This window comes from Bacillus sp. DNRA2 (assembly GCF_012843265.1).
Classification (GTDB): Bacteria; Bacillota; Bacilli; order Bacillales; family Cytobacillaceae; genus Bacillus_BU.
Genome location: NZ_JABAIT010000002.1, coordinates 67911 through 94557, shown reverse-complemented (window position 1 = coordinate 94557; position 26647 = coordinate 67911). Strand labels below are relative to the sequence as shown.

Annotated in this window: 22 protein-coding genes; 17 read left to right on the top strand and 5 right to left on the bottom strand. The window is 40.4% G+C overall.

Features of this window, described 5'->3' with window-relative positions; translation table 11 throughout:
* Positions 1-30: 30 nt before the first annotated feature.
* The 10 genes from HHO41_RS02935 (at position 31) to HHO41_RS02890 (ending at position 8535) form a co-directional block, all read left to right on the top strand.
* Positions 31-936 carry a hydroxymethylglutaryl-CoA lyase gene (locus HHO41_RS02935; protein WP_169095348.1) on the top strand — a complete coding sequence of 302 codons (906 nt, stop codon included), beginning with the start codon at positions 31-33 and terminating at the stop codon, positions 934-936.
* 27 nt (positions 937-963) lie between these two features.
* Positions 964-1746 carry an enoyl-CoA hydratase gene (locus tag HHO41_RS02930; protein WP_169095347.1) on the top strand — a complete coding sequence of 261 codons (783 nt, stop codon included), beginning with the start codon at positions 964-966 and terminating at the stop codon, positions 1744-1746.
* Positions 1747-1835: 89 nt separating this feature from the next.
* On the top strand, positions 1836-3380 hold the full coding sequence (locus HHO41_RS02925; RefSeq protein WP_169095346.1) for an acyl-CoA carboxylase subunit beta: 1545 nt from the start codon (positions 1836-1838) through the stop codon (positions 3378-3380).
* 219 nt (positions 3381-3599) lie between these two features.
* Positions 3600-4301: a CoA transferase subunit A gene (locus HHO41_RS02920; RefSeq protein ID WP_169095345.1), complete on the top strand. Its 702-nt coding sequence runs from the start codon at positions 3600-3602 to the stop codon at positions 4299-4301.
* Positions 4302-4341: 40 nt separating this feature from the next.
* Positions 4342-4983, top strand: coding sequence for a 3-oxoacid CoA-transferase subunit B (locus tag HHO41_RS02915; protein WP_169095344.1), 642 nt, complete (start codon positions 4342-4344; stop codon positions 4981-4983).
* Positions 4984-5154: 171 nt separating this feature from the next.
* Positions 5155-5451: a rhodanese-like domain-containing protein gene (locus tag HHO41_RS02910; protein WP_169095343.1), complete on the top strand. Its 297-nt coding sequence runs from the start codon at positions 5155-5157 to the stop codon at positions 5449-5451.
* A 50-nt stretch (positions 5452-5501) separates the two neighbouring features.
* Positions 5502-6098 carry a sulfurtransferase TusA family protein gene (locus tag HHO41_RS02905; protein ID WP_169095342.1) on the top strand — a complete coding sequence of 199 codons (597 nt, stop codon included), beginning with the start codon at positions 5502-5504 and terminating at the stop codon, positions 6096-6098.
* A 1-nt stretch (position 6099) separates the two neighbouring features.
* Positions 6100-6495, top strand: coding sequence for a DsrE/DsrF/DrsH-like family protein (locus HHO41_RS02900; protein ID WP_169095341.1), 396 nt, complete (start codon positions 6100-6102; stop codon positions 6493-6495).
* A gap of 68 nt (positions 6496-6563) precedes the next feature.
* Positions 6564-7691 (top strand): MBL fold metallo-hydrolase, encoded by a 1128-nt coding sequence (locus HHO41_RS02895; protein ID WP_481747082.1) that lies wholly within the window; start codon positions 6564-6566, stop codon positions 7689-7691.
* 67 nt (positions 7692-7758) lie between these two features.
* Entirely contained in the window at positions 7759-8535 is a 777-nt protein-coding gene (locus tag HHO41_RS02890; protein WP_169095339.1) for a TSUP family transporter, read from the top strand.
* 74 nt (positions 8536-8609) lie between these two features.
* On the opposite strand, the gene HHO41_RS02885 is transcribed toward HHO41_RS02890, so the two are convergent.
* Complete coding sequence (locus HHO41_RS02885) at positions 8610-9245, bottom strand: pentapeptide repeat-containing protein (RefSeq protein WP_169095338.1); 636 nt, start codon at positions 9243-9245, stop codon at positions 8610-8612.
* Between the two features lie 164 nt (positions 9246-9409).
* Between HHO41_RS02885 and HHO41_RS02880 the strand changes: the two genes are divergently transcribed.
* On the top strand, positions 9410-9859 hold the full coding sequence (locus HHO41_RS02880) for a branched-chain amino acid aminotransferase (protein ID WP_169095337.1): 450 nt from the start codon (positions 9410-9412) through the stop codon (positions 9857-9859).
* Between the two features lie 55 nt (positions 9860-9914).
* On the opposite strand, the gene HHO41_RS02875 is transcribed toward HHO41_RS02880, so the two are convergent.
* Positions 9915-10892 (bottom strand): MBL fold metallo-hydrolase, encoded by a 978-nt coding sequence (locus tag HHO41_RS02875; protein ID WP_169095336.1) that lies wholly within the window; start codon positions 10890-10892, stop codon positions 9915-9917.
* Between the two features lie 77 nt (positions 10893-10969).
* Positions 10970-11587, bottom strand: coding sequence for an RraA family protein (locus tag HHO41_RS02870; RefSeq protein WP_169095335.1), 618 nt, complete (start codon positions 11585-11587; stop codon positions 10970-10972).
* A gap of 246 nt (positions 11588-11833) precedes the next feature.
* Here HHO41_RS02870 and HHO41_RS02865 point away from each other — a divergent pair, with 246 nt between their 5' ends.
* Complete coding sequence (locus HHO41_RS02865; RefSeq protein WP_169095334.1) at positions 11834-15034, top strand: DEAD/DEAH box helicase; 3201 nt, start codon at positions 11834-11836, stop codon at positions 15032-15034.
* Between the two features lie 285 nt (positions 15035-15319).
* Here HHO41_RS02865 and HHO41_RS02860 read toward each other — a convergent pair whose 3' ends face one another.
* Positions 15320-16138 (bottom strand): GDSL-type esterase/lipase family protein, encoded by an 819-nt coding sequence (locus HHO41_RS02860; RefSeq protein WP_169095333.1) that lies wholly within the window; start codon positions 16136-16138, stop codon positions 15320-15322.
* A gap of 106 nt (positions 16139-16244) precedes the next feature.
* Here HHO41_RS02860 and HHO41_RS22690 point away from each other — a divergent pair, with 106 nt between their 5' ends.
* Entirely contained in the window at positions 16245-17222 is a 978-nt protein-coding gene (locus tag HHO41_RS22690) for a DUF3231 family protein (RefSeq protein ID WP_348981217.1), read from the top strand.
* A 647-nt stretch (positions 17223-17869) separates the two neighbouring features.
* Here the strand turns inward: HHO41_RS22690 and HHO41_RS02850 are convergent.
* Positions 17870-18937: a hypothetical protein gene (locus HHO41_RS02850; RefSeq protein ID WP_169095332.1), complete on the bottom strand. Its 1068-nt coding sequence runs from the start codon at positions 18935-18937 to the stop codon at positions 17870-17872.
* Positions 18938-19207: 270 nt separating this feature from the next.
* On the opposite strand from HHO41_RS02850, the gene HHO41_RS02845 reads away from it, so the two are divergent.
* From HHO41_RS02845 to fdhF, 4 genes are all read left to right on the top strand, one after another.
* On the top strand, positions 19208-20794 hold the full coding sequence (locus HHO41_RS02845) for a class I adenylate-forming enzyme family protein (protein WP_211171016.1): 1587 nt from the start codon (positions 19208-19210) through the stop codon (positions 20792-20794).
* A 423-nt stretch (positions 20795-21217) separates the two neighbouring features.
* Positions 21218-23002 (top strand): TIGR04190 family B12-binding domain/radical SAM domain protein, encoded by a 1785-nt coding sequence (locus HHO41_RS02840; RefSeq protein WP_169095331.1) that lies wholly within the window; start codon positions 21218-21220, stop codon positions 23000-23002.
* 389 nt (positions 23003-23391) lie between these two features.
* On the top strand, positions 23392-24534 hold the full coding sequence (locus HHO41_RS02835; protein ID WP_169095330.1) for an MFS transporter: 1143 nt from the start codon (positions 23392-23394) through the stop codon (positions 24532-24534).
* Positions 24512-26647: a formate dehydrogenase subunit alpha gene (gene fdhF, locus HHO41_RS02830; RefSeq protein ID WP_169095329.1), complete on the top strand. Its 2136-nt coding sequence runs from the start codon at positions 24512-24514 to the stop codon at positions 26645-26647. Before HHO41_RS02835 ends, fdhF begins: the two co-directional genes overlap by 23 nt.

Here is a 26647-nt window from a genome sequence, read left to right as displayed (position 1 = left end):
CGAACTTTTTTGAAAGAAGGTGGACGACCGATGAAGTTCCCCCAAAATGTCACGATAAAAGAAGTAGGACCAAGAGATGGATTGCAAAACGAAAAAGTATTTATTTCAACGGAAGATAAAATCGCTTGGATCAACCAACTGTCTGATACAGGTTTAAAGCATATTGAAATCACCTCATTTGTGAATCCAAAATGGATTCCAGCGCTATCGGATGCTGTGGCTGTTGCAACAGGCATCAAGCGGGCACCAGGTGTGATCTATTCGGCACTTGTTCCAAACCAACAAGGTTTGGAGCGAGCTTTTGCCGCTAACATAGATGAAATCGCTGTATTTATGTCGGCAAGTGAAACTCATAATCTAAAAAATATTAATAAGTCCATTGAGCAAACCTTTCCCATTTTAAAAGCAATCGTCCAGGATTCGATTTCAGCAGGAAAGCAAACTAGAGGCTATGTTTCTACTGTATTCGGTTGCCCTTATGAAGGAAAAGTAGATGTTGAGCAAGTCATTCGCGTTTCTGAAAACTTGTTCGAGATGGGAATTGACGAGCTCTCACTCGGTGACACGATTGGGGTTGCCAATCCCAAGCAGGTTGCTGAGGTATTAGATATTTTATTAAAACGATTCCCGATTGATAAGTTAGCGATGCATTTCCACGATACTCGTGGAACAGCCTTAGCGAATATATTGGTGTCCTTAGATATGGGGATCACGACCCTTGATGCTTCAATCGGCGGTTTGGGTGGATGTCCATACGCACCGGGAGCAAGCGGGAACGTGGCGACAGATGATCTCATTTATATGCTTGAGCAAATGGGAGTTCAAACCGGAATTAACCAGGAAAAGCTCCTAAACGCTTCAAGATATATACAAGAGAAAATCGGGAAGCCATTACCTAGTAAAAGCCTGCAGGTTGCATGCTCAGCCGTAAAGTAGGATTGATTTTTAGGGAGGGAAGGATCGATGGGAAACCCTGTATTGGTTACGAAAACAGATAATGGTGTGGCCATCATCACGCTAAACCGCGCAGAAGCGGCAAATGCCTTATCTGTACAAATGTTAAAAATACTTCAAGAAACAATCAATGACATAAAATTCGATAAAAATGTCCGCTGTGTGATCATTACCGGAGACGGTGAGAAAGCTTTCTGTGCTGGAGCCGACTTGAAGGAACGCGCCGGAATGGAACCAGTCGAAGTCAAAAAAACCGTCGCCTTAATTCGCGGAAATATCAATGCGATTGAGGGATTACCACAGCCTGTTATTGCAGCTGTTAATGGGGTTGCTTTTGGCGGCGGAACGGAGCTTGCCTTAGCCTGTGATATTCGCATCGCCTCCGAAACAGCGAAAATGGGCTTAACGGAAACAGCGCTCGGAATTATTCCAGGTGCTGGCGGCACACAGCGTTTACCACGATTAGTTGGTAAAGGTCGTGCCAAAGAACTTATTTTCACAGCAAGAAGAATTGATGCCTGGGAAGCACGGGAAATCGGCTTAGTTGAATATGTGACACCGGCAAACAGCTTGCTTGAAAAAGCAATGGAAGTGGCTGAGCAAATCGTGAAAAATGGACCAATCGCTGTAGCGCAAGCAAAATTTGCGATTGACAAGGGCTATGATGTAGACCTTAACACAGGGCTTGCAATCGAGCAAAATGCATACGAAATTACAATCCCAACAAAAGATCGCCTCGAAGGTCTGCAAGCATTCAAAGAAAAGCGACCACCTGTTTATATTGGAGAATAAGCTGAGCGAGGGCTCGTTCAAAGGCATATCCCGGGCCCGAAGCTCGTTTGAAGATAAATAGAAATTTAATGAAAGAAGGAGAGATAGAAATGACAGTTGATGTTCAGTCCCTTCAGAAAGCGCTTGAACAAAAAGTAGACCAAATTAAAAAGGGCGGTGCGCCAAAATACCACGAAAAAAACACTGAGCAAGGCAAGTTATTCGTCCGCGATCGCTTAAAGCTTTTATTTGACCCTGGCTTTGAGCTTGAGGATGCGCTATTTGCGAACTGCCTCGCTGGAGACCTTCCGGCTGATGGTGTTTACACTGGTATGGGGAAAATCAACGGCCAACTTGTGTGCGTAATGGCTAATGACTCAACGATTAAAGCTGGTTCATGGGGATCACGGACAGTTGAAAAAATTATCCGCATTCAGGAAACAGCAGAAAAACTACGAGTTCCATTACTATACTTAGTCGATTCAGCAGGTGCTCGTATCACTGACCAAATTGAAATGTTCCCAGGGCGCCGCGGTGCTGGACGGATTTTCTACAATCAAGTTAAATTTTCTGGTCGTGTTCCACAAGTATGTCTTTTATTCGGACCTTCAGCAGCGGGTGGTGCATACATACCAGCTTTCTGTGACATCGTGATCATGGTTGATAAAAATGCTTCCATGTATCTTGGCTCACCGCGGATGGCTGAAATGGTTATCGGTGAACAAGTAACATTAGAACAAATGGGTGGCGCCCGCATGCACTGTTCAGTATCAGGCTGTGGTGATGTATTGGCCAAAAATGAAGAAGAAGCGATTTCTTTAGCGCGAAAATATCTTTCTTACTTCCCAGCTAACTACTCAGAAAAACCGCCTGTACAAGAAGCGGTAGCGCCAAAGCAATTGAAGAAACCGTTGGAAGAAATCATTCCAGCCAATCAAAATGCAGCTTTCAACATGTTAGATCTTATTAACGGAATCATTGATGAAGGTTCATTCTTCGAAATTAAGAAGCTATTTGCAGGCGAATTAATTACGGGTCTTGCGCGCATTGATGGGAAAGCGGTAGGAATTATTGCGAACCAACCACGAGTTAAAGGTGGTGTGCTTTTCCACGATACAGCTGATAAGGCAGCGAAGTTTATTAACTTATGTGATGCGTTCCATATTCCGCTCTTGTTCTTAGTTGACGTACCAGGCTTCATGATTGGAACAGCTGTTGAGCGCGCTGGTATTATCCGTCATGGTGCGAAAATGATTTCGGCTATGTCTGAAGCAACTGTGCCAAAAATTTCAGTCATCGTTCGTAAAGCATACGGTGCAGGTCTGTACGCTATGGCCGGCCCAGCCTTTGAACCAGATGCATGCTTAGCCTTACCATCTGCTTCCATTGCCGTTATGGGACCTGAAGCAGCTGTAAACGCTGTTTATGCCAATAAAATTGCAGCATTACCTGAAGAAGAGCGTGCAACATTCATTGCTGAAAAACGTGAAGAATACACGAAAGACATTGATATTTACCGACTAGCATCAGAAATGGTAATTGACGGTATCATCCCAGTTACTTCACTTCGCGATGAATTAACGAAGCGTTACGAAGCCTATTCATCCAAATACGTTCAATTCACCGATCGCAAACACCCGGTATATCCGGTTTAATATTAACAATAAATGTTTTAAATGCTTGGTCCGTTTTATTTCGGAGGTTGATTGGAGTGGAAGGCACGAAGACTCCTGCGGGAGTACGGGGCAGGGGAGACCCCGCAGGCGCATAGCGCCGAGGAGGCTCCCCGCTACCGCCCGCGGAAAGCGAAGTGCCTGGAACGGAAATCAACCTCCCAGTTTCAACAGACAAGTATTTAAGAGGAGGTAAGGAAAATGACAAAAAGTAAAGTAGTCGATTCATTTGCTGAAGCCGTTAAGGATATTAAAGATGGTGATACCATCATCGTTGGCGGTTTCGGACTATGCGGAATTCCCGAAAAAGCCATTCTCGCATTACGTGACCAAGGTACAAAAGATTTAACCGTCGTCAGCAACAACTGCGGTGTCGATGACTGGGGCTTAGGCCTCCTTCTTGCCAACAAACAAATCAAAAAAATGATCTCATCATATGTAGGCGAAAACAAAATCTTTGAGACTCAATTCTTAAGCGGTGAGCTTGAGGTGGAACTAGTACCACAAGGCACGCTTGCTGAGCGGATTCGTGCCGGCGGTGCTGGAATCCCAGGCTTCTATACAGCAACTGGTGTTGGTACACCAATAGCAGAAGGCAAAGAACATAAGGAATTTAACGGTCGTACTTACTTGCTTGAAGAAGGAATCGTGGGCGATTTTGCATTAGTAAAAGCATGGAAGGCAGATCCACTTGGAAACCTTGTTTTCCGCAAAACTGCCCGTAACTTCAACCCAATGGCAGCAACTGCTGGGAAAATCACGATTGTTGAGGTTGAGGAAATCGTTGGCATCGGCGAATTAGATCCAGATGAAATCCACACACCTGGTATTTACGTTCAACGTGTGCTACTAGGCACTAACTATGAAAAACGCATTGAACGTCGCACAGTCATTCAAGCTTAATTTTTTGTGAAAAATAACAAAAGAGACGAGGGAGTAGTTTATGAAAGATACACGCCAAATCATCGTCAAACGTGCCGTGAAGGAAATACAAGATGGAATGAATGTAAACTTAGGAATTGGGATTCCAACTCTAATTGCGAACGAAATTCCTAGTGATTATAATGTGTTACTACAATCAGAGAATGGCTTACTAGGCATTGGACCTTACCCAATTGCCGGTGATGAAGATCCAGATTTAATTAATGCCGGAAAAGAAACAGTTACTGCAGTACCTAGCGCTTCTTATTTTGACAGTGCTGAATCTTTTGCGATGATTCGCGGAGGTCATATCGACCTTGCTATTCTAGGTGGTATGGAAGTCTCTGAATCTGGCGATTTAGCTAACTGGATGATTCCTGGGAAAATGGTGAAGGGTATGGGCGGTGCAATGGACTTAGTCAATGGTGCTAAGCGGGTCGTTGTCATCATGGAACATGTTAACAAGCATGGTGAATCAAAGGTGAAAAAGGCATGTACACTTCCATTAACAGGTAAGGCTGTCGTTCATCGCTTAATTACCGACCTAGCTGTGTTCGATTTTACTCCAGAGGGTATGTTACTTGTTGAAACACAACCAGGAGTGACCGTTGAAGAAGTAATCGAGAACACTGAAGCAAGCTTTAAAGTTGCTGTTTCAAGTTAAAAACAATGATAAGTAATATAAGAAAACCTGCTACGATGGCAGGTTTTCTTAGTATTAAAATGCAATTAAGATTTTGTTGGGAAATTTTCAGATTAACATGTTGACAATATGTATTATTCATCGTAATATACCCATAGGGGTATATAAAAGAAATAAACGAGGAGGATTATCATGAGAGAAATTTTACCTAAAGAAGTTGAAGAATTATTAAAAGAAGGAAAGCAATTAAATCTTATAGATGTTCGTGAAATAGCTGAAGTTGAAACAGGGAAAATTCCGGGTGCTGTAAACATTCCTTTAGGTTTCATTGCCGACAGATTAAACGAACTTAATCCAGCGAAAGAGTACATTGTCGTATGTCGCTCTGGAGCTCGAAGTGGTCGTGCTACTCAGTTTCTTAAAGATCAAGGTTATCAAGTTAGCAATATGAGAGGCGGAATGCTAGCTTGGACAGGTGCAGTTGAATAAAAAATTTTAGTTAAAAATATACCCTGCGGGGTAAAAGTTTGGAGGATTTTATGGAACCAATCAAAACGGATTTAGTATTAGATGCAAAAGGACTTGCTTGTCCAATGCCCGTTGTGAGAACGAAGAAAGCAATGGACGGATTAACCGAAGGGCAAGTGATTGAAATTCAAGCTACAGATAAAGGCTCGAAAGCAGATTTAAAGGCCTGGTCAAAAAATGCTGGGCATCAATATTTAGGCTTAATAGAGGAAGACGGTGTCATTGTCCATTACATTCGAAAGGCTTCAAATGACGACAACGTTGAGAAAAAACATCCTAATGTTGTCCGTAACGAAGAGCTTGCTGAGAAGCTAGCGGCAGATAACAACAATGTTGTACTTGATGTGAGGGAAGCAGCAGAATATGCTTTTGACCATATCCCAAATTCCGTTTCTATACCATTGGGAGAATTACAAGAACGTTTAACGGAATTAAATAAAGAAGATGTCATTTATGTTGTTTGCCGTACCGGGAATAGAAGCGATTTTGCAGCACAGCTCTTAACAGAAAATGGCTTTTCTAACGTATACAATGTCGTCCCAGGGATGAGTGAGTGGACAGGTAAAACAATCGGTGTGAACAACTTAACAGAATCGAGGGGGAAATAAGATGAGTGGAAAAGTAGCGATTATTGCGAGTAACGGCGGATTATTCGATGCATATAAGGTTTTCAATATAGCCACTGCGGCAGCCTCTATGGACCAAGATGTCTCGATTTTCTTTACATTTGAGGGGCTTAATCTAATCCATCAACAGGCAAACCAGCAACTGCCAATCCCAGAAGGAAAAGAGCATTATGCTGAAGGTTTTAAAAAGGAAAATGTCCCAGCGATTCCGGAATTAATTGAAATTGCCAAAGAACTCGGCGTTAACTTTATTGGTTGCCAAATGACGATTGATGTAATGGGATTAGATCTTGCTGATCTTGTTGACGGAATTGAAGTAGGCGGAGCGGTAACCTTCCTTGAGTATGCGAAGGATGCTAATGTAACGTTAACATTTTAATCGATAGAACAATACGTAATTTTTTTTATAAAAAATAATACCCTAATGGGTATAAGGAGGAATTGTCGATGAAAGCCATTTCTGCTAAGGAAATTAATCAGTTGATTGTAAATAAACAACCAGTCTTTATGCTGGATGTTCGAAATCAAGAGGATTTTAAGGATTGGAAAATCGAAGGAGAGAATATTGAGTATTTAAATGTTCCATATTTCGATTTGATTGATGGCGTTGAGCCAATCTTAGAGCAGATTCCAACTGATAAACCAATCATTGTCGTTTGTGCTAAAGAAGGATCTTCGATGATGATTGCTGAGATGCTAACTGATAAGGGCCTTGAGGTTTCCTATTTACAAGGCGGCATGAAAACATGGAGTGAGTATTTATATCCTACTAAGGTGTATGAAGATGAAGATATTACAGTCCACCAGTTCATTCGTGTCGGTAAAGGCTGTTTGTCGTATATCGTGACTTCAGGTGAAGAAGCATTGGTGGTTGATCCGTCACGATTTGTTAATGCGTACACTGATTTTGCCATAGCTCAAGGAGTGAAAATTACTCATATTGTTGATTCACATTTACACGCAGACCATATTACCGGCGGACGTGAACTGGCTGAAAAAATCGGTGCAAAATATTACTTAATGAAGTCTGAAGGAGCTGTTTTTGAGTTTGAACATCTTGAACAGTACGAAAAAATCGAATTTGCCAATGTTAAATTAGAGGTATTGGCTGTGAAAACACCAGGACACACACCTGGAAGTGTTTCATTCTTTGTGAATGACAAATTATTGTTCTCTGGAGATACGATTTTTGTATCGGGCCTAGGACGACCAGATTTAGGTGGTAAAGCACGTGAATGGGCAGTTGATTTATATGACTCCATTTATCAAAAGGTATCTCAAATTGCTGATGACGTCATTGTGCTGCCAGGCCACTATGCTGATTTTCATGGAGAAATTAACGAGCAAGGCTATATCGGTGATACATTAGGAAATATTCGCAAAATCAATGAAATGATGGCTGGGAAAACAGTCGAAGAGTTCGTTGATCATGTAGCTGCATCGGCGGCTACTGACACACCTCCTAATTATGAAGATATTGTCGCAATCAACAGAGGAGTAAAAGCAGCGACAGCGGAAGAGCAGCAAGAATTAGAAATTGGGCCAAACCGTTGTGCGGTGCACCATACTCATTAATATCTGTTTGAAAACTTTAACGAGGGAACTAGTCTTGGTTCCCTTCGCATAATAGGGGGCTTAAATCGTGGATTATGGATTTATTATCACTATTTTTTTAATTGGATTTTTCGGCTCATACATTTCTGGAATGTTAGGAATTGGCGGTTCGATTATTAAATATCCAATGCTGCTTTACATTCCACCATTAATGGGCTATGCAGCCTTTACAGCCCATGAAGTATCAGGAATAAGTGCCGTTCAAGTATTTTTTGCAACGATTTCTGGTGTTTGGGCGTACCGTAAAGGTGGTTATTTAAATAAGCAGTTAATCATTTATATGGGTGGTAGCATCTTAATCGGAAGCTTTATTGGTGGTTATGGCTCTAAGCTAATGAGTGAAGGTGGCATTAATATCATTTATGGAATATTGGCGTTAATTGCAGCTGTTATGATGTTTATTCCAAAAAAAGGCATCGATGATATCCCTTTCGACCAGGTGAAATTTAATAAGGGGCTGGCAGCAGGGCTTTCGCTAATTGTCGGGATTGGGGCAGGTATTGTAGGAGCGGCAGGAGCATTTTTGTTAGTGCCGATAATGTTGGTCGTGTTAAAGATTCCAACGAGAATGACAATTGCTTCTTCACTAGCAATAACGTTTATCTCGTCAATTGGGGCGACGATTGGAAAGGTAACGACTGGTCAAGTTGATTATTTTCCAGCGTTCATTATGGTCATCGCCAGTATCATTGCCTCACCTCTGGGAGCTATTGCAGGTAAAAAGATAAATACGAAAGTGTTGCAAGTGGTCTTAGCACTGTTAATCGTCGCAACGGCTGGGAAGATTTGGATTGATATATTGTAACTTAGCTTCTCAAACGCAAACTTTTGAAAGATAAAGAAAAGAGTGCCGAACTGTAATTGGCACTCTTTTTACAATTAATCCTTTACAATCAATCCCATTAGTGAGGCAAATTGAATCGCTTGATAGGATGAGACTGTGCAGCCTGTTAATCCTTCAATCGAAACGGTAAGGGTCTCGAACGTAGATGAACTAATATCAATTCCCTTTAGTAGGGTTCCATCAAAGCTAGCACCATCAAGGTTACATAACAGGTATTCCACTTTTTTTAACTTACAGTTATAAAAGTCGGTGCTTTTTAGCGAAGTATCTTTAAAAATTACCTTTTCAAGTTTGGATTCTCCAAATGTCGCTAGATTTAAGACAGATTGGTTAAATTGAACATTGCCCATGCGAGCTTCAGAAAAATTAACTCCAACTAATTTACAATTATTAAACTCAACTCTATGAATCGATGATTTGCTTAAATCGGCATTCGATAAATCGCAGTTTTCAAAACATACATCTGTTAAATCAATATCACTAAAATCCGTACCATTGAACCTTGAATTCTTTATCACTGCATTATATAGACGTACCCTTCCGACTGTCTCATTTTCAAAAATAGATTCAGTGATGATACAATCTTCGAGTATAGGATCTTCTTCATAAAAAATCTCATTAAAATTCTTCGCAGTTAGCGTTTGGGAAATTTTAGGGCTATCAATCTTCATCGTAAACCTTCTTTCAACTATTAAATAGCTATCGACTGAGCAAAATTCAGTATATCATACCAACTTAATTGATTGTGTCAATTGTGAAAAATAGGTCAAAATGCGCTATACTGTAGGAGTGACCATAATGGATTTCAAACAACATTAAAGGGGGTAACCGATTAATGACCGAATTTCAGGATGCTTATATTGAGCGCCTCGATAAAGAAACAGAAGAATTATTGGCAGAAGAAGATAATGGGTTCTTAAATCAGCCAATTGCCTATTTTCAACAACACAAAAACGAATTTATGTACTTAGAATCCGCAGCATTTACAGAACTTGGTGTGGATGGACTCTCATTTGAGGTCGATGATGTATTTGGTACATATGAAATGTTACTAGGATTAAGATTGCAAAAAAAGTACCAAGCAGCGATAAAGGACTATTTGCACAGCACACTTCAAGGCGACGAGGCACAATTTAGTCTCATGTTTAATGGTGACGATGGTCTTTGGGATTTGAATTTTGGCTTGAATCACGTGGAGGGCTTTAAGGACGAGCTCACCATTAAAGAGGCATACAAACTCGTGTATGCGTATTTGAAACATTTAGTTAAAACAGTAAAATCATGATTTAATTTATACATAATGAAAAAAGGAAATCACCACAACGATGGGAGATTTCCTTTTATTTCGTATTTTTTGCAAAATAATGCCAAACTCCATGTACCCATTCTTTTTCAACTTTACCATTTACCTCTAAATAGTCTAAATGTCCAATGATTTCTGACATGACAAGTGAAAACAGCTGGATATATCTTTTTTTATAATATGTTTGAGCGAGTTCATTTGCGGTTAAGATTCCAGACTGGATTAAGCTAAGAAACCGTTCCGATTTTTCCGAAATGCCGGCCAAACGTTTCTCAATCAGTTCGTAAGGCTGACGAATTAATTCGCCATGTCCGGAATACACAAGTTCTAACTCCAAAGAACGGCATTGCTTAAGCGATTGGACATGCTGACTTAAAGTGGGTAATCTGGTCCCGAAGTAATCGGGTTCAACGAGCGCATTACTGGAAATATGCTGAATGAGCAAATCACCTGCGAATAGCGCTTTAACTTGTCGGTCATAAAAACCGAGCTGGTCAGGTGCGTGTCCAGGGTATTCAAGCACATCAAAATGGAATAATTGCTTCCCAGTGATTTTACGAATCTCAGCGTTAATCGCTTGATCTTTATTTGTTTCGATTGCCTTTTGCAAGAACTCCACACGCTGTCTGCCAACATCACCACAGCCCATTTCCTCATAAAGCCTAGCATAAAACTCTATCCGCATTTCTAGAAAATCTTGCTTTCGTTGTAAACGTGGAAGTGAGAGGGGCGAGGCGTATACTGGGATTGGGTGGTTCGCAACAATGCGATTGACTATGCCAATGTGATCGTAATGATGGTGGGTAAGAATAATCTCAGTTAAATCATTCATGCTCCAACCGTGCTTGAGCAAAGTCGAATTCAAAGCGTCCCAGCAAGCATCATTATTTAGCCCTGCATCAATTAATGAAAGTGATTGGCCATGGTTCACAATGTAAAAATTAAGACTCTTGAGACCGCCATCAACAGGAACGATAACCGGAATGACTTTTATGTTATTTGCGTTGAAATTCAAAAAATTATTCACCTCAATAAATGGGTGACCAATGAATCGGTCACCCTTAACAAAGTTTTGTGTCTAGCTAGCGTTTCCTATTGCCCTAAATTTTTATCGATAAAAGCAATAATCGCTTCACGATTGCCAGAAATCTTTGCCTCGCGCTCTTCGTCTTTCTTGATTTTATGGACAGCTTTCTCGTATACCTCTTGTTCTATTGCCTGCGGAATCACGACAACGCCATCTGCATCACCCACGACAATATCGCCAGGGTTTACAGCTTGGCCGCCACAAGAAATGGGCACATTGATTTCGCCAACTCCAGCTTTGCCGCTGGCTGCAACAGTCGTTCCTTTTGCGAAAACAGGGAAATTTAATCCTTTAATCGCGACAACGTCACGAATCACCCCGTCAATCACCATAGCGGCAACACCCATTGTTTGGGCCATACCAACAACAAAGTCACCCGCCATTGCCCGGTATTGGTCACCTTTGGCATCGACAACGATTATATCGCCTTCTTTTGCTTCACGAATTGCTTTTTGAACGGCAAGATTGTCACCAACCGCGGTTTTAACCGTTAATGCACGTCCGGCAAAAGAGTATTCTTCCTTTAAAGGCTTGATGGAAGGATCCAAGTTAAATAAGCCATCTAACGCATCAGAAATGGCAGTTGTTGGAATCCCTTGAAATTTTAATACTAGTTCGTCCATTTTTCATTCTCCTAACATATGTATTGTCCTTGGATAATTATACACCTATTCTGATTATATTGAAAATTACAAAAAAACTATAAAACTTCATAAGAAAAATTAATACTAGCGAATTAAAATAATTGGGCAACCTAAACAAGTAACCACCATATGTACACCTAGGTGTAACCAAGGGTTAAGTTCATTTCGAAATCATGCTCCTCCGTGTGATATAATATAATGAAGACAACGGAAGGAGTAGGCACATTGAATATCAAATTAAATCATAAAATCATTCAAGATATGTGTGGCACAGTCTCCTTCAAAAGAGGAGACTCTTTTTGTCGTGCAAATAAAGTAACGTTCACTCAGTATCATTCAGATTATTGTGAAGCGATAGTAAATGGTACGGAGAATTTTCTCGTTCAAATAAACATAAATGGCGACGGGAGCTTTCAGGCAAGCTGCAGCTGCCCGAAGCTTGCTTCGTTTCAGAAGGATTGTCAACATATTGCTGCAGTATTATTAAAACTGTATGAGCATCAACGCAACGGAACACTTCCAACTATTTCAGGTGTAGCTGAGGAGCAAGCGGATACTACGAACACTTTGTTGCCATCAGGCTTATTAAACTTATTTACTGAAAAAGCTCCTCGTTCAAGCAGTCACCAGCATTTTTTTGAAAATCGAAAAATGGTTGATGTTGAATTCACGATTAGACCTATCACTACTGACTCAGGAGCCTCAATGCTAGGAATTGCCATAAAATTGGCCAATGAGCAGGTTTCAAATGCTCGAATATTTTTAAACAAGCTTAGAGAAGGCCAGCAATTTATTCACGAGGATGAGGTTAGCTTTGACCCGCAGCAGCAGTGCTTTTCAAAAGAAAACAGCACCGTGGTAAGTGAACTCATCAAAGTGGTTGCAGACGAAAGCGTATATGGTCATGAACCACATCAGAATTTAGCGATATTGACTATTCCACCATCAGCTTGGGAACGAGTGCAACCGGCTCTCGCAAAGGCGCCAGCTGTTATGCTTCTATATCAGGGCGAAACCTTTTCAGGTGTCTTTTATGAATTCTTTGACCTAGGACTTCAGTTTGATTTTTCCGAAAGGGAGCATGGGGATTTCGGTCTATCTATTATGGGACTTGATGATGTCTTACTTTTCCCTGATTATGATACTGCTATTTTGCGTGAGAAAATGATCAAGCTTAACCGCGATGACTCTCGGCGCCTGACATATTTTAAACAATTATTAAGTCAATCAAGCACTCCTTACATCCCAATTCCAGCTGCGCAGCAAGGAGCCTTTTTGGAGAAAGTAATCCCAAGCTTAAAGTCTTTGGGGAACGTGACAATTTCTGGACGGATGTTGAATCGAATCGAGAAGGCGGCGTTAGTTGCCAAATTATATTTAGACCGTGTCAAGGGTCGTCTTCTGGCAGGTCTTGAGTTTCAATACGATAACGAATGTATAAATCCCTTGGAGGAGTCGACGTTCAGTACCGTGATGATTCGTGATTTGAAAAAGGAAGAAACCATCCTCGGTCTAATGGACGAAGGAGAATTCACGAAAACGGAGGGCGGCTATTACCTCCACAATGAAGAGTTGGAATATCAGTTTTTGTATCACATTTTGCCAAAGCTGCAAAAGCATGTTCAGGTTTTTGCGACGACAGCGATTCGAAATCGAATTTTTAAAGGAAACTCGAAACCGCTTATCAAGGTGAAGGTGAAAAAAGAACGGATGAATTGGCTGGAATTTAAGTTTGAATTGAGCGGGATTCCTGAGCAACAAGTTCGCGATGTCTTGAAGGCGTTAGAGGAGAAACGGAAATATTACCGCCTGCGTGACGGTGCGTTGCTTTCTTTGGAAACGAGAGAATTCGAAGAAATTCAACGGTTTTTGAAGGCTTTACCAGTACAAAATGAGGATTTAGAGGCTGGTTTGAACGTGCCGATCTTAACTGGAATCCGCTTTTTAGACCAATTTGAGGGTGAAAGTGTCTTTTCAAAAGAGGAATCGTTCCGAGAGTTTCTTGAAAAATTGTATCATCCAGAGCGATTGGAATTTGTTGTGCCAAATAGCTTAAGCTCTATTTTGCGAAATTATCAAGTTCACGGGTTTAAATGGATGAAAGCGTTGGCGGGCTACGGTTTTGGTGGAATTCTCGCCGATAGCATGGGCTTGGGGAAAACGGTGCAGGCGATTACATTTATTTTATCTGAGCTTGATGTGATTCGTACTACGAAACAGCCGGCGTTAATCGTATGTCCCTCTTCACTAAGCTACAACTGGCTAAGTGAATTCATGAAATTTGCTCCGGAAATTCAAGCAGTGGTTAATGATGGAGCACAGGATGATAGGCTGAAAATTCATAAAGAATTGTCCAGTATCGATGTACTAATCACCTCGTATACGTTATTGCGAAAAGACATCCATTGGTTTGAAAAACAGTCATTTCATACGGTGTTTTTTGATGAAGCCCAGGCGTTTAAAAATCCGCTTACCCAAACAGCGAAATCGGTAAAGAAGCTGAGGGCAAATCACCGTTTTGCTCTAACTGGAACACCAGTTGAAAACTCGATCGAGGAGCTCTGGTCAATCTATCATGTGGTGTTTCCGGAACTATTCCAAGGGCTAAAGGATTATAGCCATTTAACGCGGAAGGCAATTGCACGGAGAATTAGGCCGTTTTTATTGCGGCGCTTGAAGGAAGATGTCCTTAGTGAGCTGCCTGAGAAAATCGAGTCGCTTGAAACGACGGAACTTCTTCAAGAACAAAAACAATTATATGCCGCCTATTTAGCAAAGCTTCGTCATGATACCCTTAAGCATTTGGACAAAGATACACTTCGAAAGAATCGAATCAAGATTCTGGCGGGCTTAACACGTTTACGGCAGATTTGCTGTCACCCAGCCTTGTTCGTTGATGGATATCAAGGCAGCTCGGCAAAATTTGAATTGTTGTTTGAGATTTTGCAGGAAGCAAAGGCGTCACAGCGTCGTGTTTTGATTTTTTCGCAATTTACAAAAATGCTCGATTTAATTGGGCGAAGACTCACCCAGGCCGGTGATTCGTTTTTCTATTTGGATGGGAGTACGCCACCAAGCGAGCGCGTTGAAATATGCAATCGATTCAATGCCGGGGAACGTGATCTATTTTTAATTTCCTTAAAGGCCGGGGGAACCGGGCTCAACTTAACTGGGGCGGATACGGTTATTTTATATGATATCTGGTGGAATCCAGCGGTAGAGGCCCAAGCTGCTGACCGGGCCCATCGCATGGGTCAGGAAAAGGTCGTCCAGGTCATCAAGCTTGTTGCTCGTGGTACGATTGAGGAAAAAATGAATGAACTTCAGAATAAAAAGAAGGACATGATTAGCGAAATCATTGATCCAGCCGACAAACGCCTAACAACTCTAACAGATGAAGATATCCGGGAGATATTGATGATTTAGAATTGTAGATGCAAGTGGAGTGCGAAGTTTCAGGCTTTATAAGACCAAAACAGGTCGAGAAAATGTCAGAAATGGTCTTATGAGCCTTTTATAAGACCAAAACAGGTCGAGAAAATGTCAGAAATGGTCTTATGAGCCTTTCATAAGACCAAAACAGGTTGAGAAAATGTCAGAAATGGTCTTATGAGCCTTTCATAAGACCAAAACAGGTCAAAAAAATGTAAGAAGTGGACTCATGAGCTATTTTTAGATAAAAAAATGAAAAAACCACGTAGACAAGTTCCTTTACACAGCTGCACTAATACGGATTCTCTTCAATTGATTTATCATCAGCTCAGAAATCGCAGCATGACCATTCGAATTCGGATGGATTCCATCGTCAGAAAGGTTTTGAAGGTTTTTCCCATTGATGACTTCTGTGGTCTCAATCACCAACGAACCTGGGTGCTCTTTAGCGACCTCATAAATGTTGATATTCCATTTGGGTAATAGTCGATCGGCAATTGAATAAAGACTATCATTTGGATTCATTGGATTATATAATTCTAAAAACAAAACTGTAGCATTTGGATTTATTTGTTTAATTCTGCTTGAAACCAAAGAAAGATTTTCTGTAAATGTTGATTGAATCTGATTGAAGCCTTCCAGCGCCTTCGTATAGTTAAGATTTTTTGCGCCTTTTAATATATCATTTCCCCCAATATTAATCGTAATGATATTGGCTTTGGCAATTTCAGCATCGAGTTGACCATCCTTAATTATGCTCATTAATTCATTACTGGTACTTCCGTTTATTCCGGCATTTGAAAAATGAACCTTTTTTCCTGTCAATATTGATAACTGATGAGAAAATCTACTGACAAAGTTTTCATTTTCATTGACTCCATAACCACGGATAACTGAATCACCAAGCGCTAAATGATAAATCTCATCCTGATCAAGTTGTCTAAAGTGCTCAAAAATTGAAATGGTATTTTCTGTTTTTTCCACTGTCACTGACTCCTGTTTGAGCTTATTTATTTTAAACTGTGGATAATAGATCCAGGCAGCGCTACTAATGCCAATAATGATGATTAAAAGAAGACTGTATTTCAAAATCTTCACTAGTTTGCCTCCTCTCCAAAACAACATTATAACAATGAAAATAAAAATGATAATTAGGTGCTTGTTTCCATGGAAAGAAAAGCAAATAAGATTGACGTCTTAAGAAATTGCTCAACTTTGGGCACAGTATATGAATGATAGTGGAAGTGCCTGCATCCTTTCATATTTTAGCGAAAAAGCAGAAGACGAAGAAATTAAGCCTATCATTGAATTTGCGCTAGAACTTTCAAAAAAGCATCTAGAAAACCTATCGTCCATTTTTACCGAAGAAAAATGTGCCATTCCTCATGGCTTTAATATTAAGGATGATGTTGATTTAACAGCGCCTAGATTATATTCTGACAACTATGTATTAAATTTTATTCATCAGATGTCTATGATTGGACTGACTACATATTCAGGAAGTTTATCAGGGTCCACTAGAGCGGACATAACAGATTATTACATGGAATGTATTTCGGAGACGATGCAGCTTTTTAAAAAGTCAAAAGACTTGCTCTTATCAAAAGGTCTGTATTTTCGGCCACCGTATTTACCGAATTCACAAAGAGCGTATGTGAAGAAGCAGGGGTTTGTATGGGATATTATCGGAGAAAAAAGACCACTAATTGCTTCTGAAATTGCAAACTTATTTTCTAACATACAGAGAAATGCGTTAGGAGCAGCGACTTTAGCGGGATTTTGTCAGGTTGCTCAGGATAAAGAAGTGAAACAATTCTTAATAAAAGGAATAGAAATTACTATAAAACACATAAAATTATTTGGGGAAAAATTCGAAGATAGCTATCTCTCAGTTCCCGCAACTTGGGCAACAGAAATCACCGATAGCACTGATTATACCTTTTCTGATAAATTAATCATGTTTTTTACAAACTCATTAATTGGGTTAAGTATCGGATATTATGGAACAGGTATTGCTCAAAGTCCGAGGGTGGATATTGGGGTTATGTATAACAGATTAATGTTAGAGATTCAGCTTTATTCTGAGGATGGGTCCAATATTTTGATAAGTAACAAATGGATGGAACAGCCACCCATTGCATTTGATCGAGACGAATTAGCGAAATCGAATCTAGATAGATGAAAAAAAGGAAGGACTAACCTTCCTCCGGCTGTCGAGAAAGCTGTTCGCGGCTTTGAGATGTCCCTTTCCAATTAGCTTCGCAAAAAAAGCACCGATCAAGGTCATTAGAGCTATATATTTAGCGATTACTTAAGTAGGTTTGGTCACAGGAGCTTAGTCTGTGACCATTTTTGTGATTTTAACGGTGGGTTTTGGTCACAGGAGCTTAGTCTGTGACCATTTTTGTGATATTAACGATGGGTTTTGGTCACAGAAGCTTAGTCTGTGACCATTTTAGCGATTTTAACGATGGGTTTTGGTCACAGAAGCTTAGTCTGTGACCATTTTAGCGATTTTAAGGATAAGCTTTGGTCACAGGAGCCTAGTCTGTGACCATTTTAGTGGTTTTAACGATGGGTTTTGGTCACAGGAGCTTAGTCTGTGACCATTTTAGCGATTTTAACGATGGGTTTTGGTCACAGGAGCTTAGTCTGTGACCATTTTAGCGATTTTAACGATGAGTTTTGGTCACAAGAGGTAAATCTGTGACCATTTTAGCGATTACATCTATGGGTTTTGGTCAGTAAAAAAGAAATAGGTGTATCAAAGCACTAATAAAAATGAAAGTTGTCGAGAAAATTACCTTTTCTCAACAATCTGAGGAAAGACTAACCTTCCTTTTTTTTAATTGCTTTATTTAGTTCTTTTAAAAATAGATTAGGCTCATCTACATTCAAAATGATTCGATCTGCACTGCTTTTTAAACCGTACATTAAGCGGACCATTCTTGGTTGAAATAATTGGATCTCAAACATCGGTTTTTCCATCATAAAGTCAGCAGGACGGGCATCAAAAATGTTCTTTGCATCTTTTCGACTAATTTTTTCCGGACCATCGTATTGCTTAATACATTTGATTTTATCAAGTGGTACCTCAATCGATTTTGATAGCCCGACCTGAAGATAAAGGGAGTGATCAGTCAAATAAAAAGGTGTCAACCTTGTCGCTTGAATTTCACCAAGAAAATAAAGAACACCGTACACATTTATAAATAATAGGACATAAGCGGCGATAACATTCCAAGAGTGTAATAAATAATGGAAGCCGACTGATTCTAATACGGTTGCATGGATTAGCAGTATATATACGGCAATGGTGCTCGTTTTTTTATGATAGGTAAAGTTATGCCCGCTAACGGCAGTAACCTTGGTACGCCAAGAAAATAAAGAATAATAAAAAATGGAAAGTTCCGAGAGAAACACATGGAACATAGGCAAATTGATAAGGTGCCGGTCAATCGCCATTCTCAGATTGTATTGAAAAAATGAATTTTGTAGCCGAATGTTGCGATACTCACGAATCAACGCAGGCAGTTTAGTTAGGACTTTATAGAAAATATAAAGCTCTAATATGACGAATGAACCTTCCGAAATAGCGACGATATAATGGATAAAAGGATATTGTTGCAGATGTTGATTTGGAATAATGAAAGAGGCAGCTCCATAGCCAGCCAAAATGACAAGTCCGATATATTTTAACGAGAAGCGTTTTCTGATGATAAATAGATATGTTAATAACGGAATCATAAACATGAAATCAAAAATTGAGCCAAGAACTGCTCCATTTGGAAGTGGTTGCATAAATGGCATACGATATAAGAAGAAGTTACTTAAAAGGATTAAGGCTAATAATCCGAAATATAGGATGAATTTCGGTCTTTTGATGGAGTCATTCATATATATCACCTCACATCACAGTATACTAAATTTTTCCAATGTCTGGAAAGTATTATTAGGGAAAATCAGTGAAGAAAAACAATAAAAAAAGTGTAAAAAATTTCATGGAAGTAGTATAATAAATTACGAATATTCAAAATATTAAAACAACACCTTGTTTTTTCGCAAATTAATGTAAGCCATTACATTTAAAAAATCAACAAGAGGATTGCTTTAAAACCGCATCACATATGAATCATTATTTTCGATTAGGTTGGAGGTGGGAGTACATTGCATGACATAAGCAGGGAGCAAAATGTTACGGAATTACTTAAAAGCGTTTACATCAACTGTCCGGAGCATGAAGCTTCCTATGATGGAAACACACGGTTGTCGTATCGGGAGCTGTGGGAACAATCACAATCACTGGCGGCAGCGTTAACTGACCTCGGCATCCAAAAAGGAGACCGAGTTGCGGTATGTTTACCAAATTGGAATGAATATATTGTCATTTATATGGCGATTGCCCACCTAGGGGCAATTGTAGTCCCATTCTACCATGGGCTTAGCAAAGAAGAAATAAGTCATATTGTCAAACATTCCGGTGCAAAGGCTTTGTTTTTCACAGGTGAATTTAATGGGGTAGATTTATCGAAAAGGCTGATGCTTGCTTGGAAGGATGCGCCAACACTTGAGCTTTTTATCACGGTGCGTTGTGAGATAAGTGGCTGGCATTGCTACCATGAGTTAATTCAATCGAAAACTGCTATCAATGAGTTCCCTAAGGCTTCAATTGAACCAGACGAAGATATATTTGTAATTTTATATACACAACATTCAACTGGTACATTAAACGGAGTTATGCTCACCCATTCGAATGTCGTTCATACAGCCCAAAATTCAGCAATCAAATTAAGTTGTACTGCAAACGACGTCTTTCTAGTTGCAGTCCCAGCCTTTCATGTATTTGGCATTGTTCCAACCATTCTTAGTACGATCGCTATTGGGGCTAGAATGGTGCTAATGGAGGAATATAAACCAAAGGCTGCGTTAGAGCTGATGGAATCAGAACAGGTTACGATTAAAAACGGTTATCCTACCATGTTTATTTCGGAATTAAGTCTTTACGAATTTCCAAATTATGATTTAGCTTCCTTACGGACGGGAATTATCACTGGTGCAGCTTGTCCGGTTGAAGTGGTAAAACAAATCCGGTCACAGATGGGCTGTGAGATTGTCGTGGCATATGGCATGAGTGAAACTTCGCAAATTCTGACGATGACCTCTTTTACCGATGATGATATTACCCGAGCAGAGACCGTGGGCAAGCCGTTACCAGGAGCAGAAATTTCGATTTTGAATAGTAGCGGTGATGAAGCCTTACCTGGGGAAGTGGGCGAAATCAATTGTCGCGGCTTTGGAGTCATGAAGGGGTATTATGAGATGCTGGAGGATACAAGGCAGGTACTCGGGGAAGATGGTTGGTTTGCGACGGGAGACCTTGGTACCATTGATCATCAAGGCAACCTACGCGTTGTTGGCAGAAAAGTTGAAGTCATTTATAAAGGGGGTTTTATTATTTATCCACGTGAGATTGAAGAAATTCTGTATTCGAATCCTGCCGTTTTAGAAGTAGTAATTGTAGGTTTACCCGATACTGCGATTGGTGAAATTTCCTGCGCGTGTGTAAAACTAAAACCAAACTATATCGTTGATGCTAAAAGTTTAATTGATTATGTTAAACCCCGAGTTGCCGACTATAAAGTGCCTGATAAGCTCATTATTATGAAAGAATTTCCAATGACAGCCAGTGGGAAAATTAGAAAAATGTTTTTACAAAATCAATTAAGAAATGTAATTGCAGTAGATTTAGGATAATTTTTGATAGTCTGTTTAAATGTATAATATTGATTTTACCCAAGTTGATTGGAGCGGAAGGCACGAAGACTCCTGCGGGAGTAGCTGGTATGGGAGACCCCACAGGCGCGAATGCGCCGAGGAGGCTCCCAACTAGCCCCGCGGAAAGCGAAGTGCCTGGAGCGGAAATCAACAATTATGTTTAAAATAACCTTTAATCAAATACTCCTGGACAGGATAGCTTTTACCAAAGCCATATTTGGTGAAAAGCTATCCTGTTTTTAGTTTGTGAAGATAATCACATATTATGGTTATTAAACATAAATAAGTTGTTAGAATTGTAAGTTAATTCAACGAATGTTCACGACCATTTCTAACAAAGATAGGTTATAGTAAATTTAAGGAAATATTATTTTCCTACTATATTATATAGAGGGTGATCCAATGATTTACGACCTGGTGCTGTTGCATCCACCGACAGTCTACGATTTTCGGAAGGAAATGATTTTTACCGGTCCCATCAGTGACGTCGTCCCTTCATCGCCGGTTTTTGAAATGTACCCAATTGGCTTAACAAGTATTGGAGACTATCTAGAACGATATGGCCTAAAGGTGAAAATTATCAATATAGCAAATCGAATGCTATTAGATCCCAATTTTGACGTCGAAAAAAAGCTTGGAAAGATTAAAACGAAGGCATTTGGAATTGACTTGCATTGGTTGCCACATGCACATGGAAGTGTTGAATTGGCAAAGGTAGTCAAAAAGCTCCACCCCAATGTGCCCGTGATTTTTGGTGGTCTGTCATCGACTTATTTTCATAAGGAACTGATTGAATATCCTTATATTGATTTTGTCATGCGTGGTGATACGACCGAAAAACCATTGTTAATGCTCTTAAATCGTCTTGAGAACGGACAAAAGGAGTTTGCTTCAATTCCAAACCTGACATGGAAAAAAGATGGTGAGTATCATTTTAATCCAATCACATACGTGCCGGATGATTTAGATGAATTTGAGCATCCTGGTTATCGATATGTCATACGTTCGGTATTTAAGTATCGAAATTTACTTGACCCATTACCGTATAAAGGGTGGCTCCAATATCCAAACACCGCCTTGCTTACATCAAAGGGTTGTACATATAATTGCTTAATTTGCGGTGGCTCAAGAACCGCCTATGATCTAAACTGCAATCGCAAGCGAATTGTGATGAAGTCGCCACAAAAAATGTTAAATGACATAGCGTTTATCCAGCGTTTCAGTCGTGCGCCAATCTTCTTATTAAATGACATAAGGCAAGGTGGGCCTGATTACGTTGAAGAATTCCTGACTGGCCTAAAGAAAATGGAATTGAAAAATGAAATTGTGTTTGAGCTATTTCAATTCGCCGATGAAAAATTCTTTAAAAAACTTCAAGACGCGATTCCGAAATATAGTATTGAACTAACACTTGAAACATCAGATGAGGATTTGCGCCGTCTAAACGGTAAGCTTCCTTGTTCTAACAAAAAAATCATAGAGACACTTCAGCACGCTTTGAACTACGGCTGTGCCAAAATCGACTTATTCTTCATGGTTGGTATTCCTGGACAAACATATCAAAGTGCTTTAAATAACATTGCGTTTTGTGAAGAGGTTCACAAGGTGTGTAATGAGGATCCGCGGTTGGCTTATTTCGTAGCACCACTGTCACCGTTCCTTGATCCTGGTAGCCCGGCCTTTGAAAACCCTGAGAAGTATGGCTATAAAAAGTTCTATACCAAGCTTGAAGAGTTCCGGAAGGCCATGGCTCAACCATCATGGAAATATATGCTAAGTTATGAAACCGAGCAAATGAGTCGTGAAGAAATTGTTAAAGGAACCTACGATTCTGCGTTGCTTTTAAACCAATTTAAACTAAAATATGGATTGATTGATCAAGCGGCATATGATGATATTGAAACAAAAATTACGAAATCGCTAGAATTCATTGATCGAATTGATAATATTCTGGCACTACCAGCTGCCGAACGTGAGGCAGGTCTTGCTGAAATTAAACGTGAGGTGTTAGAGGTAAACCGTCACAGTATTTGCGGTAAGAATGAATTGAAGTGGGAAACGAAAAAGCTTTATGCCAATTTTGCTTCGTTAACAGTGATCGGAATGGAGCTACTACTTGATGAAATGGTGAGAAATGTGAAATGCCAGTTTGGTAAAGTTGATCGGTATAAAGTTACAATTAAATAACCAATAACCGTTTTTAATTTTTAGGCTCTGTTAAAGATCAAGGTTGATTTTTAACACTTTTGTTGATTGGAGTGGAAGGCGCGAAGACTCCTGCGGGAGTAGCGGGACAGGTGAGACCCCGCAGGCGCTTGCGCCGAGGAGGCTCACTGCCCGCCCCGCGGAAAGCGAAGCGCCTGGAACGGAAATCAACAATCAAATTTAACAGAGCCAATTTTTAAAGTTATATTAAAGGTCTGATGACCAGTTCACCGATTGTTGCTAGTAAAAGCTAGCTGTTATCGACGAACTGGCTTCAGGCCTTTTTTGGTATGTAATTTTAGCAAAGAATAATATTGTTTTTTCTTGGTAGAATAATACCGATTAGCAAGAATTTGACATGGGGGATAGGCATGAACGGTAATCCAAGAAATTATCAAGCATTTACAATCTCAAATGGGATGTTTGCCAAAAAGGCTGCTAGGAATGCATTTATTGTCGCTGTTGTATTGTTTTTATCTATTTATATCGGGTCAGAAGCGTTCAGTCATTTGGATATGGCACTTTACGGTTATTTATGGGCATCCATTCTTAGCTTTCTTTTATTAACCGTGAGAATTACTGCTTGGACGCTGCGACCACCTACAAGACGGTTATGGCAGCAGGGCAGACGGATGTTTTCGAAAAAGGCGGGCTGGAAGTTCATGTTTGGTGCCTTAGGAAAAAATATTGGGGCACAAAAGTTTATTTCAAAGCGTTCCACGTACCGCTGGTTACAGCATATGTTGATTTCTTGGGGAGTGTTGCTTTCGTTTGCGATTACTTTCTCACTCGTGTTTAGTTGGCTTCATTTTGAATTAGTTGATGTGAGAACCTACCAAGTGGTTGTATTTGGAATTCCGACTTTTAGAATGCCTGTCGATTCGATACTAGCATTCCTGATTTACCATGGGTTAAACTGGACAGGGATTGCCGTGATAATCGGCAGTGGAATGGCGATGTACAGAAGGTATTTTGAAGAAAAGAAGCTTGTTGAACAAGCGAAAGAATATGATTTCTTTCCATTAATTTTATTGATTGTCATCTCTGTAACAGGTTCTTTGTTAACGTTTTCGACTTATGTGATGGAAGGACGTTTTTATACAGGGATTTCACTTAGTCATCAAATGGCTGTGATTATTTTTTTGCTTTATTTTCCATTCGGCAAGTTTTGGCATATTCCGTTACGGTTTCTGGCGATTGTCATTCCTGCGTATCACGCTTTAGAGAATCAGAAAAAATGCTCACGCTGTGGGATAGAATATGCAACGGAAACACAGATTGAAGATATCCAGCTTGCACTTAATAAACGAAGCTTGTCCGTACCAATAGAGCAAACTGATTTGCATATGTCCGATCTTTGTTCAGAATGTCGCCGGGTTACGAATCGCTTAGCCGCGTTTGGAACGCCAGTTCACTTTGGTCAGGCAGGTATACATGTTTCTAGCAACGGACAAAACGGGTTAGTTTTACACAAACAGGGAGGGGTTGACAATGGGTCATCCACAAAACGCTGATTACGCTCAGCGAGAATTTGATGCCATTTTACGAGAAGGAGAAGAAAATATTGCGACACATTGTTGCTTTTGCGGTATGCAATGCGGCATGAATATCCGGGTTGAAAAAGAAACAAAGAAAGTGGTCGGCGTTGAGCCGCGCTATGACTTTCCGATGAATGGTGGCAGATTATGCCCAAAAGGGGCGTCAGCATATCGTCAGGCAGAATTGGGGGATCGCCTGAAGCAACCGTTAATCCGCAAAAATGGTCAGCTAGTTGAGTCCTCTTGGGAGGAAGCGCTGAATTTGGTCGTTTCCAAAATCCAAGACATACAAGCGAAACACGGTAAAGATGCTTTTGGTATTTATAGCGGATCGTCAATGACGAATGAAAAATGCTATCTGGTTGGGAAGTTTGCCCGGATTGGCTTGGGCACGAAGAACATTGATTACAATGGTCGTTATTGTATGTCTAGCGCAGCGGTTGGCTTTAATCAAAGTGTAGGAATTGACCGAGGTTCGACCAATCCTTGGTCGGACATAAAATTTGCCGATGTCCTGTTAATTGCCGGTTCCAATACAGCTGAATGCCATCCGCTTTCGATGCCGTATATTTGGGGAGCGCGTGACAGAGGAGCGAAGCTGATCGTGGTTGACCCGCGCCAAACGAAAACGGCGTTGGTTTCTGATGTACATCTTGACGTTCGTCCTGGAACCGATATCGCCCTTGTCAACGGTTTGATTCATCTTTTAATAAAAGAAAAAATGATCGATCAAAACTTTATCGATTCTCACACCGTGGGATTTTCTGAACTTGAGCAACTAACGAAAGCTTATACACCCGAGAAGGTTTCTGAGATTACTGGGGTGTCAGTGGACAAGATTATCGAAGCGGCACGTCTGTTTGGCCAGGCGAAGAATGGCTTTGTCCTGTTTGCAAGGGGAATTGAACAGCATTCAAATGGATCGGACACAGTTTCAAGCTATGTGAATTTATCATTATTAACGGGAAAAATTGGCCGAAAAGGCGCAGGGTTTGCGACTTTTACGGGGCAAGGAAACGGCCAAGGTGGCCGAGAGCATGGGCAAAAAGCCGATCAATTACCAGGCTACCGAAAAATTACTGATCCTGATGCTCGCCAATATATTGCTAGTGTTTGGGGAGTTGATGAGAAGGAGATACCAGGTCCGGGAATGTCAGCATTCGAATTGCTTCGCTCACTGGGCGATGAAGTGAAGGGTTTGCTATTAATCTGCAGTAATCCGATGGTTTCAGCACCATCTGTAGGCGATGTAAAAAAGTATCTAGAAAAATTGGATTTTTTTGTGGCAATGGATATGTTTTTATCAGAGTCAGCCGAGCTTGCTGATGTTGTGCTACCATCAACAGTTTGGATTGAGGATACGGGAACGACGACAAATGTCGAAGGACGGGTGGTGCTTTTAAAGGGAATTGAGCGCACGGCAGGAGAGGCAAAGCGTGATTGGCAGGTTTTATGCGAAATCGCTGATCGCCTTGGTAGAGGAAAGTATTTTCAATATAATTCGTCGCGCGAAATTTTTGATGAGCTAAGAACGGCTTCCAAAGGAGGCAAAGCGGATTATTCAGGTATTACATATGAGAAGCTTGAAAAGATGGATGGCGTGTTTTGGCCGTGTCCATCAGAGGAACATGAAGGAACACCGCGATTGTTCGAAGATTTACAGTTTCAGTTTCCAGATGGTAAGGCACGTTTATTAGCATTTGAATATACGGGAGCCAATGAAAAGGTAGATGCTGAGTTTCCGTATATTTTAACAACTGGTCGTGTCGTCTACCATTATTTAAGTGGAAATCAAACCAGGAGAATTGAAGCGTTAAATAAGTTTTGCCCAGAACCGTATGTGGAAATTCATCCTAACACAGCGAAGAAATTAGGAATCAACAATCAGGAATTGGTGAAGCTCGTAAGCCGTCGTGGTGAACTAACTGTTCCGGCAAAAATCACGAAAATCATTCGCGAGGATACGTTCTTTGTGCCATATCATTGGGGGAAAACGATGGCGATTAATCATTTAACGAATCCCGCCCTGGATCCAAAATCGAAAATTCCTGAATTTAAGGTGTGTGCGGTTCGAATTGAAAAAACTTAA